Origin of the sequence: Streptomyces sp. NPDC056987, from assembly GCF_042673865.1 — a bacterium.
Lineage (GTDB): Bacteria > Actinomycetota > Actinomycetes > Streptomycetales > Streptomycetaceae > Streptomyces.
The window spans coordinates 1-16,282 of the sequence record NZ_JBHURV010000011.1 but is presented as its reverse complement, the minus strand read 5'-3'; the positions used below and the strand labels follow the sequence as shown (position 1 = coordinate 16,282).

Genomic DNA, 16,282 nt, shown 5'->3' with positions numbered 1-16,282 from the left:
GTCCGTCAACGCACCGTCCGGAGAAGGGACAACCCCCGTGCCCACCCGCGCCCTCGGCCGGACGCCGTACTACGTCGTCGCCGGAGGACTGGCCGTCATCTTCCTCTTCCCCCTGCTGTGGAACGCCTGGGCGTCGGTCAGTGCCCAGCCGGGCACCGCGCAGGAGTCCGGCTACGGCCTCGGCAACTACCGCACCCTGCTCGACTACGACGCGGGCCTGTGGCGCTACCTCCTCAACAGCACCGTCGTCTCGGCGCTGACCGTCGCCCTGACCCTCGGGGTGTCGCTGCTGGGCGGCTACGCCTTCGCCCGCTTCGACTTCCCGGGCCGGAACCTGCTCTTCCTGCTGACGCTGGCCATCCTCATGGTCCCGTACGCCACCCTCCTCATCCCCCTCTACGTGCTGCTCGGCAGACTCCACCTGCAGAACTCGCTGATCGGGCTGAGCCTGGTGCTGGCCATGTTCCAACTGCCGTTCGCCACCTTCATGATGCGGATCTCCTTCGAGGCGGTGCCGCGCGAACTGGAGGAGTCGGCGCTCGTCGACGGCTGCGGCACGGCGGGCGCGCTGCGCCGGATCCTCCTGCCCGCGGTGCGCCCCGGGCTGATCACCGTGGGGCTCTTCGCCTTCCTCGCGGCCTGGAACGACTTCATCGCACCGCTGATCCTCATCTCCGACAGCGAGCGGGCGCCCCTGCCGCTGGCCGTCGCGAACCTGCGGCAGCAGAGCATGGGCGCCGTCGACTACGGCGCCACCGAGGCGGGCGTGGTGGTCCTCGCCGTGCCCTGCCTCCTCCTCTTCCTGCTGCTCCAACGGCATTACGTACGGGGCTTCATGTCGGGCGCGCTCAAGGGCTGAGGCACCACGGCAGCCGCACATCACGCGACGGCCGGACAAGCGGGCCATCGCAGCACGGGACCAGCGGACCACCGAAGGACGTACCGAAGGCATGAACTGGTGAGGGAGAACATGGCGCGGTCGCTCGTCCTGCCGGTGGCGCCGACCCGGGGCCGGCTGCGGCCGCTCGGTCTCGACGAGGTCAGGATCACCGGAGGATTCTGGGCCCGGCGCCGGGAGACCAACGCGACCGCCACACTCGGCCACTGCCGGGAGTGGATGGAACGCGTCGGCTGGACCGGCAACTTCCGGGCCGCCGTCGAGGGCAGGATCCACCGGGACCGGCGCGGCCGGGAGTTCGCCGACTCCGATGTCTACAAGCTCCTCGAAGCCATGGTCTGGCAGGCCGGGCAGGGCGACGGCACCTCGCTCGACGCCGGGATCGCCGAACTCACCGGGACCATCGCCGCAGCGCAGGAACCGGACGGCTACCTGAACACCGCCTTCGGCCGCCCCGGACAGCGACCCCGCTACAGCGATCTCGAATGGGGCCACGAGCTGTACTGCTACGGGCACCTGATCCAGGCGGGCGTGGCCCAGCTGCGGGCCAGGGGCGAGGGCGAGCTGGCGAAGACCGCCCGGCGGGCCGCCGACCACGTCTGCGCCACCTTCGGCCCGGGCGGTATCGAAGGGGTCTGCGGACACCCCGAGATCGAGACGGCCCTGGTCGAACTCGCCAGGGCCACGGGCGAGCGGCGCTACCTCGACCAGGCGGCACTCTTCGTCGACCGGCGCGGCCACGGCACGCTCGCCGACATCGAGTTCGGCCGCGCCTACTTCCAGGACGACCTGCCCGTCCGCGACGCCACCGTGCTGCGCGGGCACGCCGTGCGCGCCCTGTACCTGGCGGCCGGCGCCGTCGACGTGGCCGTGGAGACCGGGGACGACGCCCTGCTCGCCGCGGTCGCCCGGCAGTGGGAGACCACGGTCGCCCGGCGCACCTATCTGACCGGCGGCATGGGGTCGCACCACCGGGACGAGTCCTTCGGCGACGACTTCGTCCTGCCGCCCGACCGGGCCTACGCGGAGACCTGCGCCGGCGTCGCCTCCGTGATGCTCGGCTGGCGGCTGCTGCTCGCCACCGGTGACCCGCGCTACGCGGACCTCGCCGAGCGGACCCTGTTCAACGTGGTCGCGGCCTCCCCGTCCGAGGACGGCCGGGCCTTCTTCTACGCGAACACCCTGTACCGGCGGTCCCGGGGCACCGTGCCGCCCGCGAACGCCCAGAGCCCGCGCGCCGAGTCGGGCCTGCGGGCGCCCTGGTTCGCGGTGTCCTGCTGCCCGACCAACGTGGCGCGGACGCTGGCCCTGCTGCCCGCCTACCTGGCGACGGCGGACGACGGGGGCGTCCAACTGCACCAGTACGCCGACGCGGAGATCGCCACCACCCTCCCCGGCGGCCATGCCGTCGCGCTGCGGGTCCGTACCGATTACCCGCACGGCGGCCGGGTGTCCGTCCGGATCACCCGCTCCGCGGACCGCCCGTGGACGCTCTCGCTGCGCGTCCCCGCCTGGGCGGCGGGCGCCACCGCGTGGCTGGTCGACGCGGACGGGGCGCGCCGTCCCGTCGCGCCCGGCACGGCCACCGTCACCCGGGCCTTCCGGGCCGGTGACGAGATACGGCTCGAACTGCCCGTGGCGCCCCGCTGGATCGGGGCCGACCCGCGCGTCGACGCGGTGCGCGGCACGGTGGCCGTCGAGCGCGGGCCGCTGGTGTACTGCGCGGAGTCCGTGGACCTGACCGATGGACAGGAGATCGACGTCGTACGGGTGGATCCGTCGGCCGACCCGGAGGACGGACCGGACGGCACCGTCGTCGCGCCCGGCGAACTCGCCGTGGCGGGGGAGCGGTCCGGGGCCCCTTGGCCGTACCGCCCGCTCGGCGAAGCCGCGGCACCCGCCGAACGGGCCCCGGGGATCGTCCTGGTGCCGTACCACTCCTGGGCGAACCGCGGCCCGTCGACGATGCGGGTGTGGCTGCCGACGGCCGAGCCGGACAGCACCGGCGCGGCGGGCACCTAGTGGTGTGGTACGCCGACGCCGGCCTCCACGACCCCGGTCAGGTCGTGAAGGCCGACGCCGGCGGCACGCGTACGAGATCAGACGCGGTCGGCCGCGATCAGGACGTACTGGAAGGAGCCGTCCTTGTAGGAGTTGATGAAGGCTTCCTCGATGCCGGTGACCAGTGAGGACGTGGCCCGCAGCTCCCAGTAGGGCAGGGTCGCGGGAGTGAGGTCGACGACGGCCTGCGGTACGAGGCGGTTGTCGGCCATGGCCCGCAGGTACTCCCGGCGGGAGTGGATGTTGCACTCGAAGTGGGCGTTGATCTGGGACACCCACTTCGAGGGCTGGCCGTAGCGCGGGTTCCAGCAGCCGGTGATCGTCACATAACGGCCGCCGACCGCGAGGACCCGGGAGTGCTCGCCGAAGAGGTCGTGCAGGTCGACGTACATGCTCGACTCGTTGTTCCACGAGGCGGCCGCCTGCCCGGTCTCGAAGGGCATGCCGAGCATGTTGCAGACCCGGGCGCGGACGCGGTCGTCGATGCCGAGTTCACGGGCGCGCTGGTTGGCGAAGTCGGCCTGCTTGGCCGAGAGCGTGACGCCCTCGACCGCGCACCCGAAGCGCTGGTGGGCCATGACCATGGAGCCGCCGCGGCCGCAGCCGGCGTCCACGAGGGTGTCGCCGCGCTCGACGGGGCCGAGGTGGTCCAGGAGGAATTCGGCCTGCGCGGACTCCAGGCGGTGGAGTTCGGCGATCAGCTTCTTCTCGTAGGTGCTGTCCTCGGTGTCGCCGAGGGAGGCGTGGTCGACGTCGCCGATGCCGTAGTGGTGGTGGTAGAGACCGTCGACATCACCGAGACGCAGGTTCACGGGCCGGGCCTCGTGGTCCCAGTAGCGGGCGATGTCCCCCTGGTAGGGCGTCGCCGGGGAGGGGATGAACACGGAGCTGCCGGTGGCGGCGGCGATGGCGCTGAGCTGGGTGCTGGTCACAGGTGAATCCATTCTTCTTACCAGAAGTCGGGCAGGCTGTAGCGGTAGGTGTTGGTCCGGTGCCAGTAGTGGTTGCCGTCGACCCAGACGGCGACGCCGCGCAGAAAGCGCTGCGCGCTCGGGACGGGGCAGGCGGCGGCCAGGGCCGCGGCCTCGGCCTCGAAGTCGCGCATGAGGTCGTTGTGGACCTCGACCGCCTTCAGATAGGCCTCCTGTTCGGAGACGTTCTCGCGTTCGGCGATCACCACCGGCAGGTTGAGATGCCGTCCGGGGGAGGCGAGTTCCTTCGTGTACGAGTACAGGTCGTTCACGATGGTGGTGGCGTTCGAAGCGAGCGCGATGACCCGCTGCATGGCGGGCTGGGCGTGCAGGTCCGCCGGCAGTTCGTAACCGCCGACCGTGTCGGTGATGGTGGGGCAGGGGCGGAAGTTGTTGAACTGGCGCATCGCCAGGTACTCCCACACCTCGGGGACGTGGTCCGCCTGGGCCCAGGCCGCCTCGGCGAGGTACCCCATGTGCAGACGGGCCATGTCGTGCCGGAACCGGTCGGCCTGGGAGGCGGTGGACGTCCGGACGAAGTACTCCATGGCGGAGCGGTAGGCACGCCGAGGCGCGTCCGAACGGAGGGACTCCGCCCACCGTGCGTGGTACTCCTCCGTCGTGTGGAGGGGGTCGAGGGCGGTGTGCGCCAGCAGCAGGCGTTCGCCCAGGCCGACCGGCGAGCCCCCGTGGTCCTCGCAGTAGCAGTCGTCCACCGCGTTCTCGGCGACCATCAGGCGCGTGGCGAGCATCAGGTGGTCGACGGTGGGAGCGTCCGGATGGCAGGCGACCATGTAGCGCCCCACGGAGAACCCGTCGAACTGGTCCTCCCAGTCGTCGGGGTACAGGTCGACCTCGTCCAGCGCCCAGTCCTTGATCCTGCGGCTGACCTCTTCCACCCGTACGGGGTCGGGCTCCCGCACCGGGTGGTGGTAGAGGCCCGGGACCGGGGTGCCCTCCACCGACGGCTCCGGTGGTGGGGACGGCTCCTCCCGCCGGGCCGGATGGAGGCTCGCTGTGCCCAGGCCGCTGGGGCCGCGCAGGATCCGTTCCAGACCGGCGGCCGGTCTCCGCACCTCGGCGCCGGAGACGGCGGAGAGGGCAGGGGCGGCCGGGCGATCAACGGGCGGCGGGGCCGACGGGGGCGGCGGGCCGAAGACCGCCTCGATGTCACGGGCACGGGCGGCGGCGTCGGCGAGGACGTACGCCCCGACGTGCGAGGCGGCCGTCGGCAGGCTCGACTGCGGAGGGGAGAGCTCAGGGTCGGGCATCCATGGCTCCATGGTGGGTTGGGTGGGTGTCCCGGGTCCCCGGGGGTGTCCCGGAGTGCGGGCATGCTCGGTGGCCAGGGGGCCGGTCCGGCGGAGCCGCGTGGCAGGGCGGACCCCGGGGCGCGACCGGCGGGTGTCCGCCCCCGGGGCAGGGTGTGCCGGACCGGACTCAGCCGTGGCGGTGGGCGATCTGGACGTTCTCCAGCACACCGAGCGCGTCCGGCACGAGGATGGCGGCGGAGTAGTAGGTGCTGACGAGGTAGGAGATGATCGACTTCTCGTCGATGCCCATGAAGCGCACCGACAGCCCCGGCTCGTACTCCTCCGGCAGACCGGTCTGACGCAGACCGATGACGCCCTGGTTGTCCTCGCCGGTGCGCATGACGAGGATCGAGCTGGTCTTCTCCTTGGTGATGGGGATCTTGCCGCAGGGCAGGATCGGGACCCCGCGCCAGGCCGGGACCTGCTGCCCGCCGAGGTCGACGTGGTTCGGGTAGAGCCCGCGGCGGTTGAACTCACGCCCGATCGCCGCGATCGTCCTGGGGTGGGCGAGGAAGAACTGGGAGCCGCGGCGCCGGCAGAGCAGTTCGTCGAGGTCGTCCGGGGTGGGCGGGCCGGAGTGGGTCTGGATGCGCTGCTTGAAGTCGGCGTTGTGGAGCAGGCCGAACTCCCGGTTGTTGATCAGCTCGTGCTCCTGACGCTCGCGCAGCGCCTCGATGGTGAGCCTGAGCTGTTCCTCGGTCTGGTTCATCGGGCCGTTGTAGAGGTCGGCGACCCTGGTGTGGACCCGCAGAATGGTCTGCGCGACGGAGAGTTCGTACTCCCGCGGCTTCAGTTCGTAGTCGACGAACGCGCCGGGCAGCTCGGGCTCGCCGGTGTGACCGGCCGACATGGCGATCTCGGCCTCGCCGTGACGGTTCTGCCGCTGCTGGGGGAGTGAGCTGAACTGCTGGATGTGGGCCTGGAGGCTCGGCGCCGAGGACAGCAGGGCGGCGAAGTCGGCGCGGGACAGCGTGAGCAGGGTGCCCGCGGTCTCCGCCGTGGCGGTGTAGTCCCACCGGGCGTCCCCGTCCAGCAGGGAGTTCTCGCCGAACCGGTCGCCGTCGGCGAGTACGGCCACGGCGACCTCGTCACCGTACTTGCCCGCGGTGGTCTGGTTGATGCGGCCGTGGGCGATCAGATGGATCTGCTCGGCGGGCGTACCGCGCTCGACCAGCGTCTCACCGGCGCGGAAGTCGCGCTGGACGCACCGGTCGGCGAGCGCGGTCAGCACCTCCACGTCCTCGAAGCCGCGCAGCAGGGCCAGTTCGCCGAGTTCGCGGGGGATCACCCGGACCCCCGCGCCGTCCTGAATGAACTCCACGCGCCCGTCGCCCACGGTGTAGCTCAGCCGGCGGTTCACCCGGTAGGTGCCGCCCTTGGTCTCCACCCAGGGGAGCGTCCGCAGCAGCCAGCGGGAGGTGATCTCCTGCATCTGCGGGGCGGACTTGGTCGTGGTGGCGAGGTTGCGGGCAGCCGCCGTACTGAGGCTGGACTGCCGAGGCGACTCCAGCGGTGTTTCCTGGCCGGTATCAACACTCATCGGGCGAGCTCTCCTTCGTGGGGGCGGTGGCCGGCGCACCGTGCGCGTCACCGGGAAAGAGGAAAAGAGGGGCAAAAGAGGGGCAATTGACCGGGAACCCGTCCAGATCCCTGGGAACAGTAACGGCCGGTGCGCCCGGTCGGCCCGGAAAAGCCGTCGGTGTTAACTCGATGCGATGATCTTGCCCGCGCGATGTTTAAGTGCTCATCCGACGGTTTCGGAACGCTGCCGTGACACCGCCGGAGCCCGCGGAGGGGACGGAGATCCGCCACTCCTCGCAGCCCGCAACCTACCGCGTACCAGGGGACTTGCGGCAAGACCGGGGCGGCGCCGCAGAATCACCCACCGAGGCCGGAACGCATGGACAGGGAGTCGCGAAATGCGTGTGCTGTTGTCGACGTACGGGTCGCGCGGGGACGTCCAGCCCTTGGTGGCACTCGCGGTGCGGCTGCGGGCACTCGGCGCCGAGGTGCGGATGTGCGCGCCGCCGGACGAGGAGTTCGCGGAGCTGCTGGACCGCGCCGGCGTGCCGCTGGTGCCGATCGGTCCACCGGTGCGCCCGACGATGCACGGGGCGGCGCCACCGTCGGCCGACGACCTGTACCGGCGCCGACTCGATCTGGTCGCCGCGCAGTTCGACACGGTCACCGCGGCGGCCGAGGGATGTGACGTGCTGGTGGCGGCCGGCCTGGCGCAGGTCGCCGCGCGGTCGGTCGCGGAGAAACTGGGCATCCGCTACGTGTACGTGAGCTACCAGCCGACCACCCTGCCGTCGCCGCACCACCCGCCGCACCCGCGGCCGGGCTGGCCGCTGCCACCGGACACCGCCGGCAACCGGGAGTTGTGGGACCTGGACGCCCAGGGCATCGACGAACTCTTCGACGTGCCGCTCAACACGCACCGGGCGTCGATCGGGCTGCCGCCGGTGGACGGGATCCGCGACCATGTCTTCACCGGCAGCCCCTGGCTGGCGGCCGACCCGGTCCTGGCCCCGTGGCCGGAGCCGGCGGATCTCGACGTGGTGCAGAAGGGCGCGTGGATCCTTCCGGACGAGCGCCCCCTGCCGGCCGAGTTGGAGACGTTCCTGAACGCCGGCGCGCCCCCGGTGTACGTGGGCTTCGGCAGCATGCGCGCCCCGGAGGGCATCGCCCGGGTGGCCGTCGAGGCGGCCCGCGCCCAGGGCCGCCGCGTCCTGGTCTTCCGCGGCTGGGCGGGGCTGGCGGTGACCGGGGACCGGAGCGACTGCTTCGCCGTCGGCGAGGTCGACCTGCGGACCCTGTTCGGCAGGGTGGCCGCCGTCGTGCACCACGGAGGCGCCGGTACCACGACGGCGGCGGCCGTGGCGGGGACGCCTCAGGTGGTGGTCCCGCAGATGGTCGACCAGCCGTACTGGGCCGCCCGCGTGGCCGAGTTGGGCATCGGCACGGCACATGACGGCCCGACACCGACCGTCGACTCCCTGTCGGCCGCGCTCGGTTCGGCGCTGGCCCCCGGGACCCGCGCACGGGCGAGGGCCGTGGCCGGCACGATCCGTACCGACGGGGCGACGCTGGCCGCGCAGCTTCTGGCCGACGGGGCCGACGGGGCCGACCGGGCGAGGGGCTCGGTGTCCGCCTGAACCGCATCACCCCAACCCCGCGCTTTCCAGGGGGAGTTCGAAAGGGTGTCCGCGACCGGTCAGGTGGCGGTCGGGGCTCGTGATGACGCCGTTGAGCTGTGTGATGATGTACGGATGTCGACCGCCGCCGGGGACGGACCGGGCGCGGGCGAGGGGGCGGGAGCGCAACATGAGCAAGGACGGGACGTCCATACCGGACGAGGAGTGGGAGCGCTTCCTTCGGGAGGCCGAGGCCGGGTCCCAGGGCGCCCCCGAGGAGCCGTCGGCGCGGGCCCGGATGGTGGCGCGGCGGCTCCAGGAGGAGCCCGGCCGGCCGGAGGGCTGGCGGACGTACGGGCCGGCCCCGCGGCGACGCGGCAGGAAGGTCTGGTACGTGGTCGGGCTGCTGGCCGCCGTCGCCCTGCTGCTCGTCGCGCTGGACCCGGGGCGCGTGACCGGCTGGTTCGGTGGCGGAAGCGGCGGAAGCGGGGAGGCGGGAGCCCTGCGCCCCACCGTGGAGGAACCCTTCAAGGGGTCGCCCGCCGAGCGGTGGGACGACGGGACGGCCGGGATCAGCCTGCCCGCGGCGCGGGCGACCGGCTGGATGAACGCGGAGGAGGTCGCGCGGGCCCTCGACCGGAGCCGGGACTTCCTCGCCGCCTCCAGCCTGGACCCCGGCGTGCTGCGCGGGGAACGGCCCCGCGAGGCGATCGCGTTGATCAATCCGCGTCAGCGGGACGTCCAGGACTATCTGACGGCCGCGTTCGGCACGCCCAGCGAGGAGGACGACCCGCTGCTGCTGTTCAGCCGTTTCGCGGAGTCGGAGGTGCGGCTCGTCGGTGACGTCGTCAAGACACGTGGCCGGATCACCTACCGGGAGGGTGACGCGGGCGCGGTCGAGGTGACGACCGATGTCACCTACGTGTACCCGGTCGTACGCGCCGAGGCGGGCAGCGACGAGGTCGTGCGCACCATCGCGCGCCGCGAGATCGTGATGAGCTGGGACGACCCGGAGAAGGTGGTCATCGAGCCGGGGACGTTCTCCCTCGTCTCCTACAAGGTGGACTCCACCAACGGCGGCTGCTCCACCTTCACCGGCTACTTCACCCCCGCGTTCGGTGCCGAACGCGCGACCTCGGGGCCGGAGGACGGCCCGGAGGTCGACCCGTACGACCGGAGCACCTCGATGGACGCGCGCATGCGGGAGGCCGGCGACGCCGCGTGCGGCTCGGCCATCAGGTCGTAGCATCGCGCCGTACCGATTGCGTCGCGCCGTACTTGTAGCATCGGGCCCTACCCGTTTGGCGTGAATGGCGGTGTTGCCGCTGGGCCGTGAGGTGCGCGAGCCTGCTGGGTCATGGATCCGGACCGCGAACGCAGCATCTCCGCCGCCCTCCCGCTCTCCCGCCGCCGGCTGCTGGCCGCCGCGGGCGCCGCCGGAGCGGCCGCCACCGTCGGGGCCGCGCCGGCGGCGGCCCGGCCGCGCGCCGGGCTCTCGCTGTCGTTCACGGCGGCCACCAACGGCGCGGCGACCCTCTCACCCGCCGGGGACCGGCTCGTCGCCGAGATCCAGAACGTCCTGTGGTCGGTACCGCGCACCGGCGGCAAGGCCGTGCCGCTCACCCCGGCGGGCCTCGAACCCCACCGGCCCGTGCACTCCCCAGACGGCACGCTCCTCGCGTTCTGCGCCTTCCAGGGCGGCGGCTACCACCTGTGGACCATGCGGCCCGACGGATCGGACGTACGGCAGCGGACCGAAGGGCCCTGGGACGACCGGGGACCGGCCTGGTCGCCGGACGGCACCCGGATCGCCTACGCCTCGGAGCGCGCCGGGGACCCGGTGGCGGGCAGCCCGTACCGTATCCACGTCCTCGACCTGCGGACCGGCCACATCGCCCGGGTCACCGGGGTCGCCGGACAGGACGGCCCCCTTCAGGACGGCGCCTGGGAGGACTTCGACCCCACCTGGTCGCCGGACGGGAAGCGGATCCTGTTCGTACGGGCGCGGGCCGTCACCACCCCCACCGGGCCAGGGCTGGAGGCCCGTACCGTCGCCGCCGTCCCCGCCGGGGGCGCGGGACCGGTCGTGACGGAGCACACCGAGACCGAGGCGGCGCAGGTCATGACGCCGGCCCTGGCGCCGGACGGCCGCCGTCTCGCCTATCTGCGGACCACGGCGGCGCCCGACGGCTCCTGCGCGCTCGTCGTCGACGGCCGGCCCGTGCCGGTCGCCGGGGACATCGCGGCCGTACCCCCGCGCTGGACGGCCCGGGGAGAGCTGCTGCTCACCGTGGACGGCCGCTTCACCCTCGTACGCCCCGGAGAGCCGGGGAAACCGGAGACCATCCCCTTCGCGGGCGTACTCCCCGTGGACCGGCCGCGCTACCGCGTCAAGGAGTACGACCTGGGGGAGGCGCGGGTGCGCCCGGTGCGGGGCATTCATCTGCCGGCGCTCTCACCCGACGGCAACCGGGTGGCCTTCGGCGCCCTCAACACCCTCTGGCTGGCGGACACCTCGGGCGCCCGGCCGCCCGAGCGGCTGAACCGGCCGTCCACCACCCGCTATCCGCTCGGACCGGTGTGGGCGCGCGACGGGCGCTCCCTGCTGTACGCCGACGACCGTGACGGACTCCTCGGCGTGTACCGGCGAGATCTGGCCACCGGCGCGGAGAGCGCGCTCGCGACGGGCGGCCGGGTGCATCCGGCGCTCTCACCGGACGGCGGGAGACTCGCCTGCCTCGATATGGCCGGCCGGCTCGTGGTGCGCGACCTGACGACCGGCACGGAACGCGTTCTCGTGGATCCGCTCGGCGGCGGCGGACTGCCCGGCCGGCCGAGCTGGTCACCCGACGGGCGGTATCTCGCCCTCTGCGACCGCAACCGCCTCAACCTGCGCTTCAGGGAGGGGTACAACCTCATCCGGGTCGTGGACGCCACGACCGGCGCCGACCGGCTGCACGCCGTCGCGCCCCATGTCTCCGTCGCCGACCGGTACGACTCCGGGCCCGTCTGGTCGCCCGACGGCCGCTGGATGGCGGTGATCGTGGAGTCGGCGCTGTGCCTGCTGCCCGTGGCGCCCGACGGCACCCCGAGGGGAGAGCTCCGCACCCTGACGGACGAACCGGCCGACCACCCGTCCTGGTCCGGCGACTCGGGCACGCTGCTGTACCTGTCGGGATCGAGGCTGCGGCTCATCGGCACCGACGGCACGCGCGCCCGTACGGTCCGGGTACCGCTGGACCGGTGCACACCCACCCCCGCCGACACCGTGGTGCACGCCGGGCGGCTGTGGGACGGTACCGGCGACGCGGTACGGGACGACGTCGACATTGTCGTACGCGCGGGCCGGATCGCGGCGGTCGAACCGCACCGCGCCGCCCGCCCCGGCGCCCTGCGGCGGATCGACGCCTCGGCGCGTACGGTCGTCCCCGGCCTGTGGGACACCCACACCCACCCGTGGCAGAGCACCTACGGCGGGCGCCAGACCGTCGGCCAGCTGACGTACGGGATCACCACCGCCGTGTCCCTCGGCGGGTTCGCCCATGAACAGGCCCGTATCCGCGAGGCGGTGGCCGCCGGGCAGCTCGCGGGGCCCCGGCTGCTGACCACCGGCGAACTCCTCGACGGCGCCCGGGTCGCCTACAGCATGGGACGCGCCCACCGCACCCTCGAAGGGCTGCGGCGCTCCCTGGAGCGAGGCGCCGCGCTCGACTGGGACTTCGTCAAGACCTATGTGCGGGCGCCGGGGTGGGTGATGGAGGAAGCCGCACGGTTCGCGCACGAGCGGCTCGGGGTGCGTACGGGCAGCCATCTGCTTTCGCCCGGCGTCCAGTTGGGGCAGGACCTGACGACCCATCTGCAGGCCACCCAGCGAGGGGAGTCCGGCCACGCGGTGACCGCGTCCGGGCGCGCCTACGAGGACGTGGTGGAGATCTACGGCGCGCGGGGGATCGACTTCGGCCTCATCGCCACCCCGTTCACCGCCGTACCGCTGCTCGGCGCGGACCCCGGGCTCGCCGACGACCCCCGGGTCACCGCCGTAATGCCCCCGTGGGACGTCGCGGCCGTACGGCGGTCGGCGAGCGCGCCGCCCACCGCGGCTCAGCTGGCGACCCTGCGCACGGAGACCGACGTCTACCGCCGGGTGCTGGCCGCGGGCGGTCTGGTCGCGCTCGGTACGGACGCGCCGCTCGTCCCGGTCGGCCTCTCCCTGCATCTGGGCCTCCGGGCGCTGCACCGGGGCGGGCTGTCACCGGCGGCGGCACTGCGCACCGCGACCGTGCTGCCCGCCCGGCTCTTCGGCCTCGACCGGGATCTCGGCACGGTGGAGCGGGGCAGGATCGCCGACCTGACGGTGGTGGACGGTGACCCGTTCGCGGATTTCGACACGCTGGTCCGGACGGTCGCGGTGCTCAGAGGCGGCGTGCCGTACGCGACCGAGGACCTGGTGGCCGCGTTCGAGACGCCGGCGCGCCGTGCCCCCGCCGGTGGCGACGACGAATGGCTCGCGGTGGGGCGCCTGATGAGGCGGGACGGATGCTGCGATCCGGGGATCTGAGTGGGCGGTGCGGCGCGCGCGGCCGGCGCGCGTCCCTGTGTGCCGTCCCCGCTCCGGGGACGGTGGGAAGTACCGCCACGGTAAAGGGGAGCAGGGTCCCGCCACCGGCCAACTCCGCTGTGTAACCAGCTCACTTGGCGATGCAGGCGGTTCAAGTCGCCGCGCTGGAAAGCGCGTTCTTTCCGCCCGTGCGTCATGGCACACTGCATCTCGCGTCAACCGTCACGGCAGTCAGCGGAGAGACAGATGACCACGGACAAGATCAAGATCGACACCGGCAAGCCTCACTCGGCCCGGATGTACGACTACTACCTGGGCGGAAAGGACAACTACGAAGTCGACCGGACCGCCGCGGAACAGGTCATCGCCCGCTTTCCCGCCATCAAGGAAGGCGCGCAGATCAACCGGGCCTTCATGCACCGTGCCGCCCGGTGGCTGACCGACCAGGGGATCCGGCAGTTCCTCGACATAGGCACCGGCATCCCCAGCGAACCCAACCTCCACCAGATCGTCCAGCAGACAGCCCCCGACGCCCGCATCGTCTACGTCGACAGCGATCCCATCGTGCTCCGCCACGGCGAGGCCCTCCTGCGCAGCACCCCGCAGGGCAGTACGGAGTTCATCCTCGCGGACGTCCGGGACGCCGAGAAGATCATCGAACAGGCCAAGGCCACCCTGGACTTCGGCAAGCCCGTCGCCCTGTCGCTCGTCGCGCTCCTGCACTTCGTCTCCGACGAGTACAACCCCACCGGTATCGTCGCGAAACTCGTCGACGAACTGCCGCCCGGAAGCTGTCTCGTCCTCTCCCATGTGACCGGCGACTTCGACCCGGCCACCTGGGCCGAGATCGTCGGTATCTACCGCAACGGCGGAACGCCCGCCCAGGTCCGGTCCCACGCGGAGGTCGTGCGGTTCTTCGACGGACTGACCCTGGTCGAACCCGGCATCGTCCCGGCCACCGACTGGCGCCCGGAGAGCGGCGGGCCGGCCACCCCGAACGGCCAGGACCCCGTCCCGCTCTACGCCGGAGTGGGCCGGAAGTCCTGACGCCGCGATGAACGCCCCGAACGGCCTGCCGTGCCGGTCAGACCGGCCGGCGCGATATGGCCGAAGAGCCCGTCGCCTGCCGCCGGTTGAGCTTCTCCAGCACGCGGTCGCGGAGCAGCTCGTACTCCTCGTGGAGCCTGCGCCACTCGGCCTGGGGCGGGCGGGCGACGACATCGCCGCCGGTGACGATCTCCTCGGGGCCGAACTGCTCGCGCGTGAGGTCGATCTCGAAGCCCATGCCGAGGCGGTTCCACCAGTGGTAGTCCACACGCACGCCGTCGACGTGGACCTCCCCCCGGATCAGCTCGCCCCCCAGCAGGTCGTTGAGGACCATGGCGGTCACCCCGCACTGGTCCCGGGCCGGGTTCTCCTCGGTCCAGCGCGACCGGAACTCGGGAGTGCACGTCTCGGCACTCCAACTGCCGCGTACGGCTTGTTCGATGTCGGTGAGGAGCAACGGTGTCCGCGTCCGTGTCATGCCGGTGATCCTGCCAGGGAGCACTGACAACTCACTGCGGCCGACGGCCTCCGTGCGCGGTGAGCGCGTACCCCTCGGGGCCCTCGAAGGAGAACACCGGCCCGAAGGGGCTGTCCCGCATCGGGCTGAGGATGGTGACCCCGGCGGCGGCGAGCTGGTCGTGGAGCTGGTGGGCGTCGGAGGTCTCGAACCAGAGCGCCACGCCCAGGCCGGGCCGTGCGGTGTCGGCGAGGTCGACGCCCGGGAGGGGCTCACGGAGGGCGAAGGGGGTCGGCTTCGTGTCGAACACGACCGCGTGGGGCGGTGAGACCGCCGCCCGGCGCAGTCCCAGGTGCTGCTCGCAGAAGGCCGCCGCGGCGTTCAGGTCGCGCACCTGCAAGGCGATGAAGTCGGGTCCTTCGACGGTGACAGACATGGGTTTTCCTCGATCCTTGATGTCAGTACTTTGACATAGGGGAGGCTATGGCCGAGGGGTGCGTATGTCAAAATGCTGACATGCCGAAGAGTCCGTCGCCCGAGCCGCCCCATCCCGCGCAGGACGTCACCCAGCACGTGGGATACCTGCTCAAACGCGCGCAGGCCGCCCTGCGGGGAGCCATGGACAAGGTCCTGCGCGAGCACGGGCTGACCGTGCCGCAGTACGCCACCCTCGAACTCCTGGCCCTGCGTCCCGGTATGTCCAACGCCGACCTCGCCCGCGCGACCTTCGTCACCCGGCAGTCCGGAAACGTCGTCCTGCGGGGGCTCCAGGACGCGGGACTGATCACCCGCCCCGCGACCGCCGACCACGGCCGCGCCCGTCCCGCCCGCCTCACCGAGGAGGGCCGTGCGCGGCTGGCCGCGGTCCAGGCCGCCGTCTACGCCGTCGAACAGCGCATGGTCCGGGCGATCCCGCCCCAGCGCGTCGCGGCGCTCCTCGCCGACCTCGACCGCATCGCCTCAGCCCTGGAGGAGTGACCCGCCGCCCCTCGCAGGCGGGGTTGCGGACGCGCCCTGACGTTGGTCGGCCGGCGCGGCGCGTCAGGTGATCACGGAGGCGGTGACCACGGCGCTCGCCACGGTGTTCGCCGTGGTGGTCCGCGTCACCGCGGTGCCCACGGCCGTCGCCACCCAACTGGCTTTCTCCAGCTCCTTCGCGCGCTCGTACACCGTGGTCGACCACTTCGGTGCGGGGTGAAGGCTCGGCAGGGTCCCGCTCGCGGAGAGCAGCGCGATCACCGCCGCCGTACGGGCGTCGGGGCTCTCGCCGTCCTCCAGTACGGCGCAGATCCGCTGCCGGAGTTCGGCCTCGTGCCGCGCGTCGTCGACCGGCAGCCTGGTCGTGCGGAACACGCCCAGCCTCCGCCTGCTCTCACGGCGGATGAAGCCGCGCTCGACCAGCCGGTCGGTCATCGGCTTCCAGAGGCCGCCGCCGATGTCGAGGAGGAGTGTCTCGACGCCCCGCGGACGCTCGGCGACCTTCTCGTACGCGGACCCGAGCAGGGGGTCCGGGAGCGGGCCGTCCCCCACCGCGAGGACCTTGGCACCGTTCAGCCCCGCCCGGCCCTCGTCGGTCTCGACCCTGCCGCGGAGCGCGAGTTCGGCGAGGAGCGCGCCGCCCAGCGGGTAGTGAAGGGTGCCCGCTCCGGCAACGGCGCCCGTCTCGTCATCGAGGAGCATCAGCATCAGGTCCTCGACGAGCAGCGTTTCGTCACGCATGGTCTGCCTTTCCGCCCGGTGGTCGTTCCTGGTCGTGCTCCCCACGCTCTCGTGGAGCGGGCCCCGGTGGCAGTGCGGTCTGTCATGGGTTCGCATGACAGACGTCATGCGAACCCATGAC

13 protein-coding genes are annotated in these 16,282 nt (G+C 72.4%); 7 read left to right on the top strand and 6 right to left on the bottom strand.

The window, feature by feature from the left end; translation table 11 throughout:
* The first annotated feature begins 37 nt into the window (after nt 1–37).
* The gene (locus tag ACFTZC_RS15030; RefSeq protein WP_382889611.1) at nt 38–859 is read left to right on the top strand and encodes a carbohydrate ABC transporter permease; all 822 of its coding nucleotides are present in this window, start codon (nt 38–40) and stop codon (nt 857–859) included.
* Nucleotides 860–970: 111 nt separating this feature from the next.
* On the top strand, nt 971–2,920 hold the full coding sequence (locus tag ACFTZC_RS15025) for a glycoside hydrolase family 127 protein (protein ID WP_382890002.1): 1,950 nt from the start codon (nt 971–973) through the stop codon (nt 2,918–2,920).
* Nucleotides 2,921–2,997: 77 nt separating this feature from the next.
* Here the strand turns inward: ACFTZC_RS15025 and ACFTZC_RS15020 are convergent, their stop codons facing one another.
* The 3 genes from ACFTZC_RS15020 to ACFTZC_RS15010 form a co-directional block, all read right to left on the bottom strand.
* Nucleotides 2,998–3,903: a geranyl diphosphate 2-C-methyltransferase gene (locus ACFTZC_RS15020; RefSeq protein ID WP_382889609.1), complete on the bottom strand. Its 906-nt coding sequence runs from the start codon at nt 3,901–3,903 to the stop codon at nt 2,998–3,000.
* A gap of 5 nt (nt 3,904–3,908) precedes the next feature.
* Nucleotides 3,909–5,201 (bottom strand): family 2 encapsulin nanocompartment cargo protein terpene cyclase, encoded by a 1,293-nt coding sequence (locus tag ACFTZC_RS15015; protein WP_382889607.1) that lies wholly within the window; start codon nt 5,199–5,201, stop codon nt 3,909–3,911.
* A 169-nt stretch (nt 5,202–5,370) separates the two neighbouring features.
* The gene (locus ACFTZC_RS15010; protein ID WP_382889605.1) at nt 5,371–6,783 is read right to left on the bottom strand and encodes a family 2B encapsulin nanocompartment shell protein; all 1,413 of its coding nucleotides are present in this window, start codon (nt 6,781–6,783) and stop codon (nt 5,371–5,373) included.
* A gap of 379 nt (nt 6,784–7,162) precedes the next feature.
* Here ACFTZC_RS15010 and ACFTZC_RS15005 point away from each other — a divergent pair, with 379 nt between their 5' ends.
* From ACFTZC_RS15005 to ACFTZC_RS14990, 4 genes are all read left to right on the top strand, one after another.
* On the top strand, nt 7,163–8,401 hold the full coding sequence (locus ACFTZC_RS15005; RefSeq protein WP_382889602.1) for a glycosyltransferase: 1,239 nt from the start codon (nt 7,163–7,165) through the stop codon (nt 8,399–8,401).
* Nucleotides 8,402–8,570: 169 nt separating this feature from the next.
* Nucleotides 8,571–9,626 (top strand): hypothetical protein, encoded by a 1,056-nt coding sequence (locus ACFTZC_RS15000; protein ID WP_382889600.1) that lies wholly within the window; start codon nt 8,571–8,573, stop codon nt 9,624–9,626.
* Nucleotides 9,627–9,737: 111 nt separating this feature from the next.
* A complete protein-coding gene (locus ACFTZC_RS14995) occupies nt 9,738–12,938 on the top strand; it encodes an amidohydrolase family protein (RefSeq protein WP_382889598.1) in 3,201 nt (1,066 codons plus the stop codon).
* A gap of 246 nt (nt 12,939–13,184) precedes the next feature.
* Nucleotides 13,185–13,985, top strand: a complete 801-nt coding sequence (locus ACFTZC_RS14990) for an SAM-dependent methyltransferase (protein ID WP_382889596.1) — start codon at nt 13,185–13,187, stop codon at nt 13,983–13,985.
* 37 nt (nt 13,986–14,022) lie between these two features.
* Here the strand turns inward: ACFTZC_RS14990 and ACFTZC_RS14985 are convergent, their stop codons facing one another.
* Nucleotides 14,023–14,463, bottom strand: a complete 441-nt coding sequence (locus ACFTZC_RS14985) for a hypothetical protein (protein ID WP_382889594.1) — start codon at nt 14,461–14,463, stop codon at nt 14,023–14,025.
* Between the two features lie 31 nt (nt 14,464–14,494).
* On the bottom strand, nt 14,495–14,878 hold the full coding sequence (locus tag ACFTZC_RS14980; RefSeq protein ID WP_382889592.1) for a VOC family protein: 384 nt from the start codon (nt 14,876–14,878) through the stop codon (nt 14,495–14,497).
* Nucleotides 14,879–14,958: 80 nt separating this feature from the next.
* Here ACFTZC_RS14980 and ACFTZC_RS14975 point away from each other — a divergent pair, with 80 nt between their 5' ends.
* Complete coding sequence (locus ACFTZC_RS14975; RefSeq protein ID WP_382889590.1) at nt 14,959–15,420, top strand: MarR family winged helix-turn-helix transcriptional regulator; 462 nt, start codon at nt 14,959–14,961, stop codon at nt 15,418–15,420.
* Nucleotides 15,421–15,483: 63 nt separating this feature from the next.
* Here ACFTZC_RS14975 and ACFTZC_RS14970 read toward each other — a convergent pair whose 3' ends face one another.
* Nucleotides 15,484–16,161 carry a GPP34 family phosphoprotein gene (locus tag ACFTZC_RS14970; protein ID WP_382889588.1) on the bottom strand — a complete coding sequence of 226 codons (678 nt, stop codon included), beginning with the start codon at nt 16,159–16,161 and terminating at the stop codon, nt 15,484–15,486.
* Nucleotides 16,162–16,282 lie beyond the last annotated feature (121 nt).

Excerpts from the sequence above, each read along its gene's own strand:
- ACFTZC_RS15025 (WP_382890002.1), top strand. The coding sequence starts at position 971 with ATGGCGCGGTCGCTCGTCCTGCCGGTGGCGCCGACCCGGGGCCGGCTG.
- ACFTZC_RS15020 (WP_382889609.1), bottom strand. The coding sequence starts at position 3,903 with ATGGATTCACCTGTGACCAGCACCCAGCTCAGCGCCATCGCCGCCGCC.
- ACFTZC_RS15015 (WP_382889607.1), bottom strand. The coding sequence starts at position 5,201 with ATGCCCGACCCTGAGCTCTCCCCTCCGCAGTCGAGCCTGCCGACGGCC.
- ACFTZC_RS15010 (WP_382889605.1), bottom strand. The coding sequence starts at position 6,783 with ATGAGTGTTGATACCGGCCAGGAAACACCGCTGGAGTCGCCTCGGCAG.
- ACFTZC_RS15005 (WP_382889602.1), top strand. The coding sequence starts at position 7,163 with ATGCGTGTGCTGTTGTCGACGTACGGGTCGCGCGGGGACGTCCAGCCC.
- ACFTZC_RS15000 (WP_382889600.1), top strand. The coding sequence starts at position 8,571 with ATGAGCAAGGACGGGACGTCCATACCGGACGAGGAGTGGGAGCGCTTC.
- ACFTZC_RS14995 (WP_382889598.1), top strand. The coding sequence starts at position 9,738 with ATGGATCCGGACCGCGAACGCAGCATCTCCGCCGCCCTCCCGCTCTCC.
- ACFTZC_RS14990 (WP_382889596.1), top strand. The coding sequence starts at position 13,185 with ATGACCACGGACAAGATCAAGATCGACACCGGCAAGCCTCACTCGGCC.
- ACFTZC_RS14985 (WP_382889594.1), bottom strand. The coding sequence starts at position 14,463 with ATGACACGGACGCGGACACCGTTGCTCCTCACCGACATCGAACAAGCC.
- ACFTZC_RS14980 (WP_382889592.1), bottom strand. The coding sequence starts at position 14,878 with ATGTCTGTCACCGTCGAAGGACCCGACTTCATCGCCTTGCAGGTGCGC.
- ACFTZC_RS14975 (WP_382889590.1), top strand. The coding sequence starts at position 14,959 with ATGCCGAAGAGTCCGTCGCCCGAGCCGCCCCATCCCGCGCAGGACGTC.
- ACFTZC_RS14970 (WP_382889588.1), bottom strand. The coding sequence starts at position 16,161 with ATGCGTGACGAAACGCTGCTCGTCGAGGACCTGATGCTGATGCTCCTC.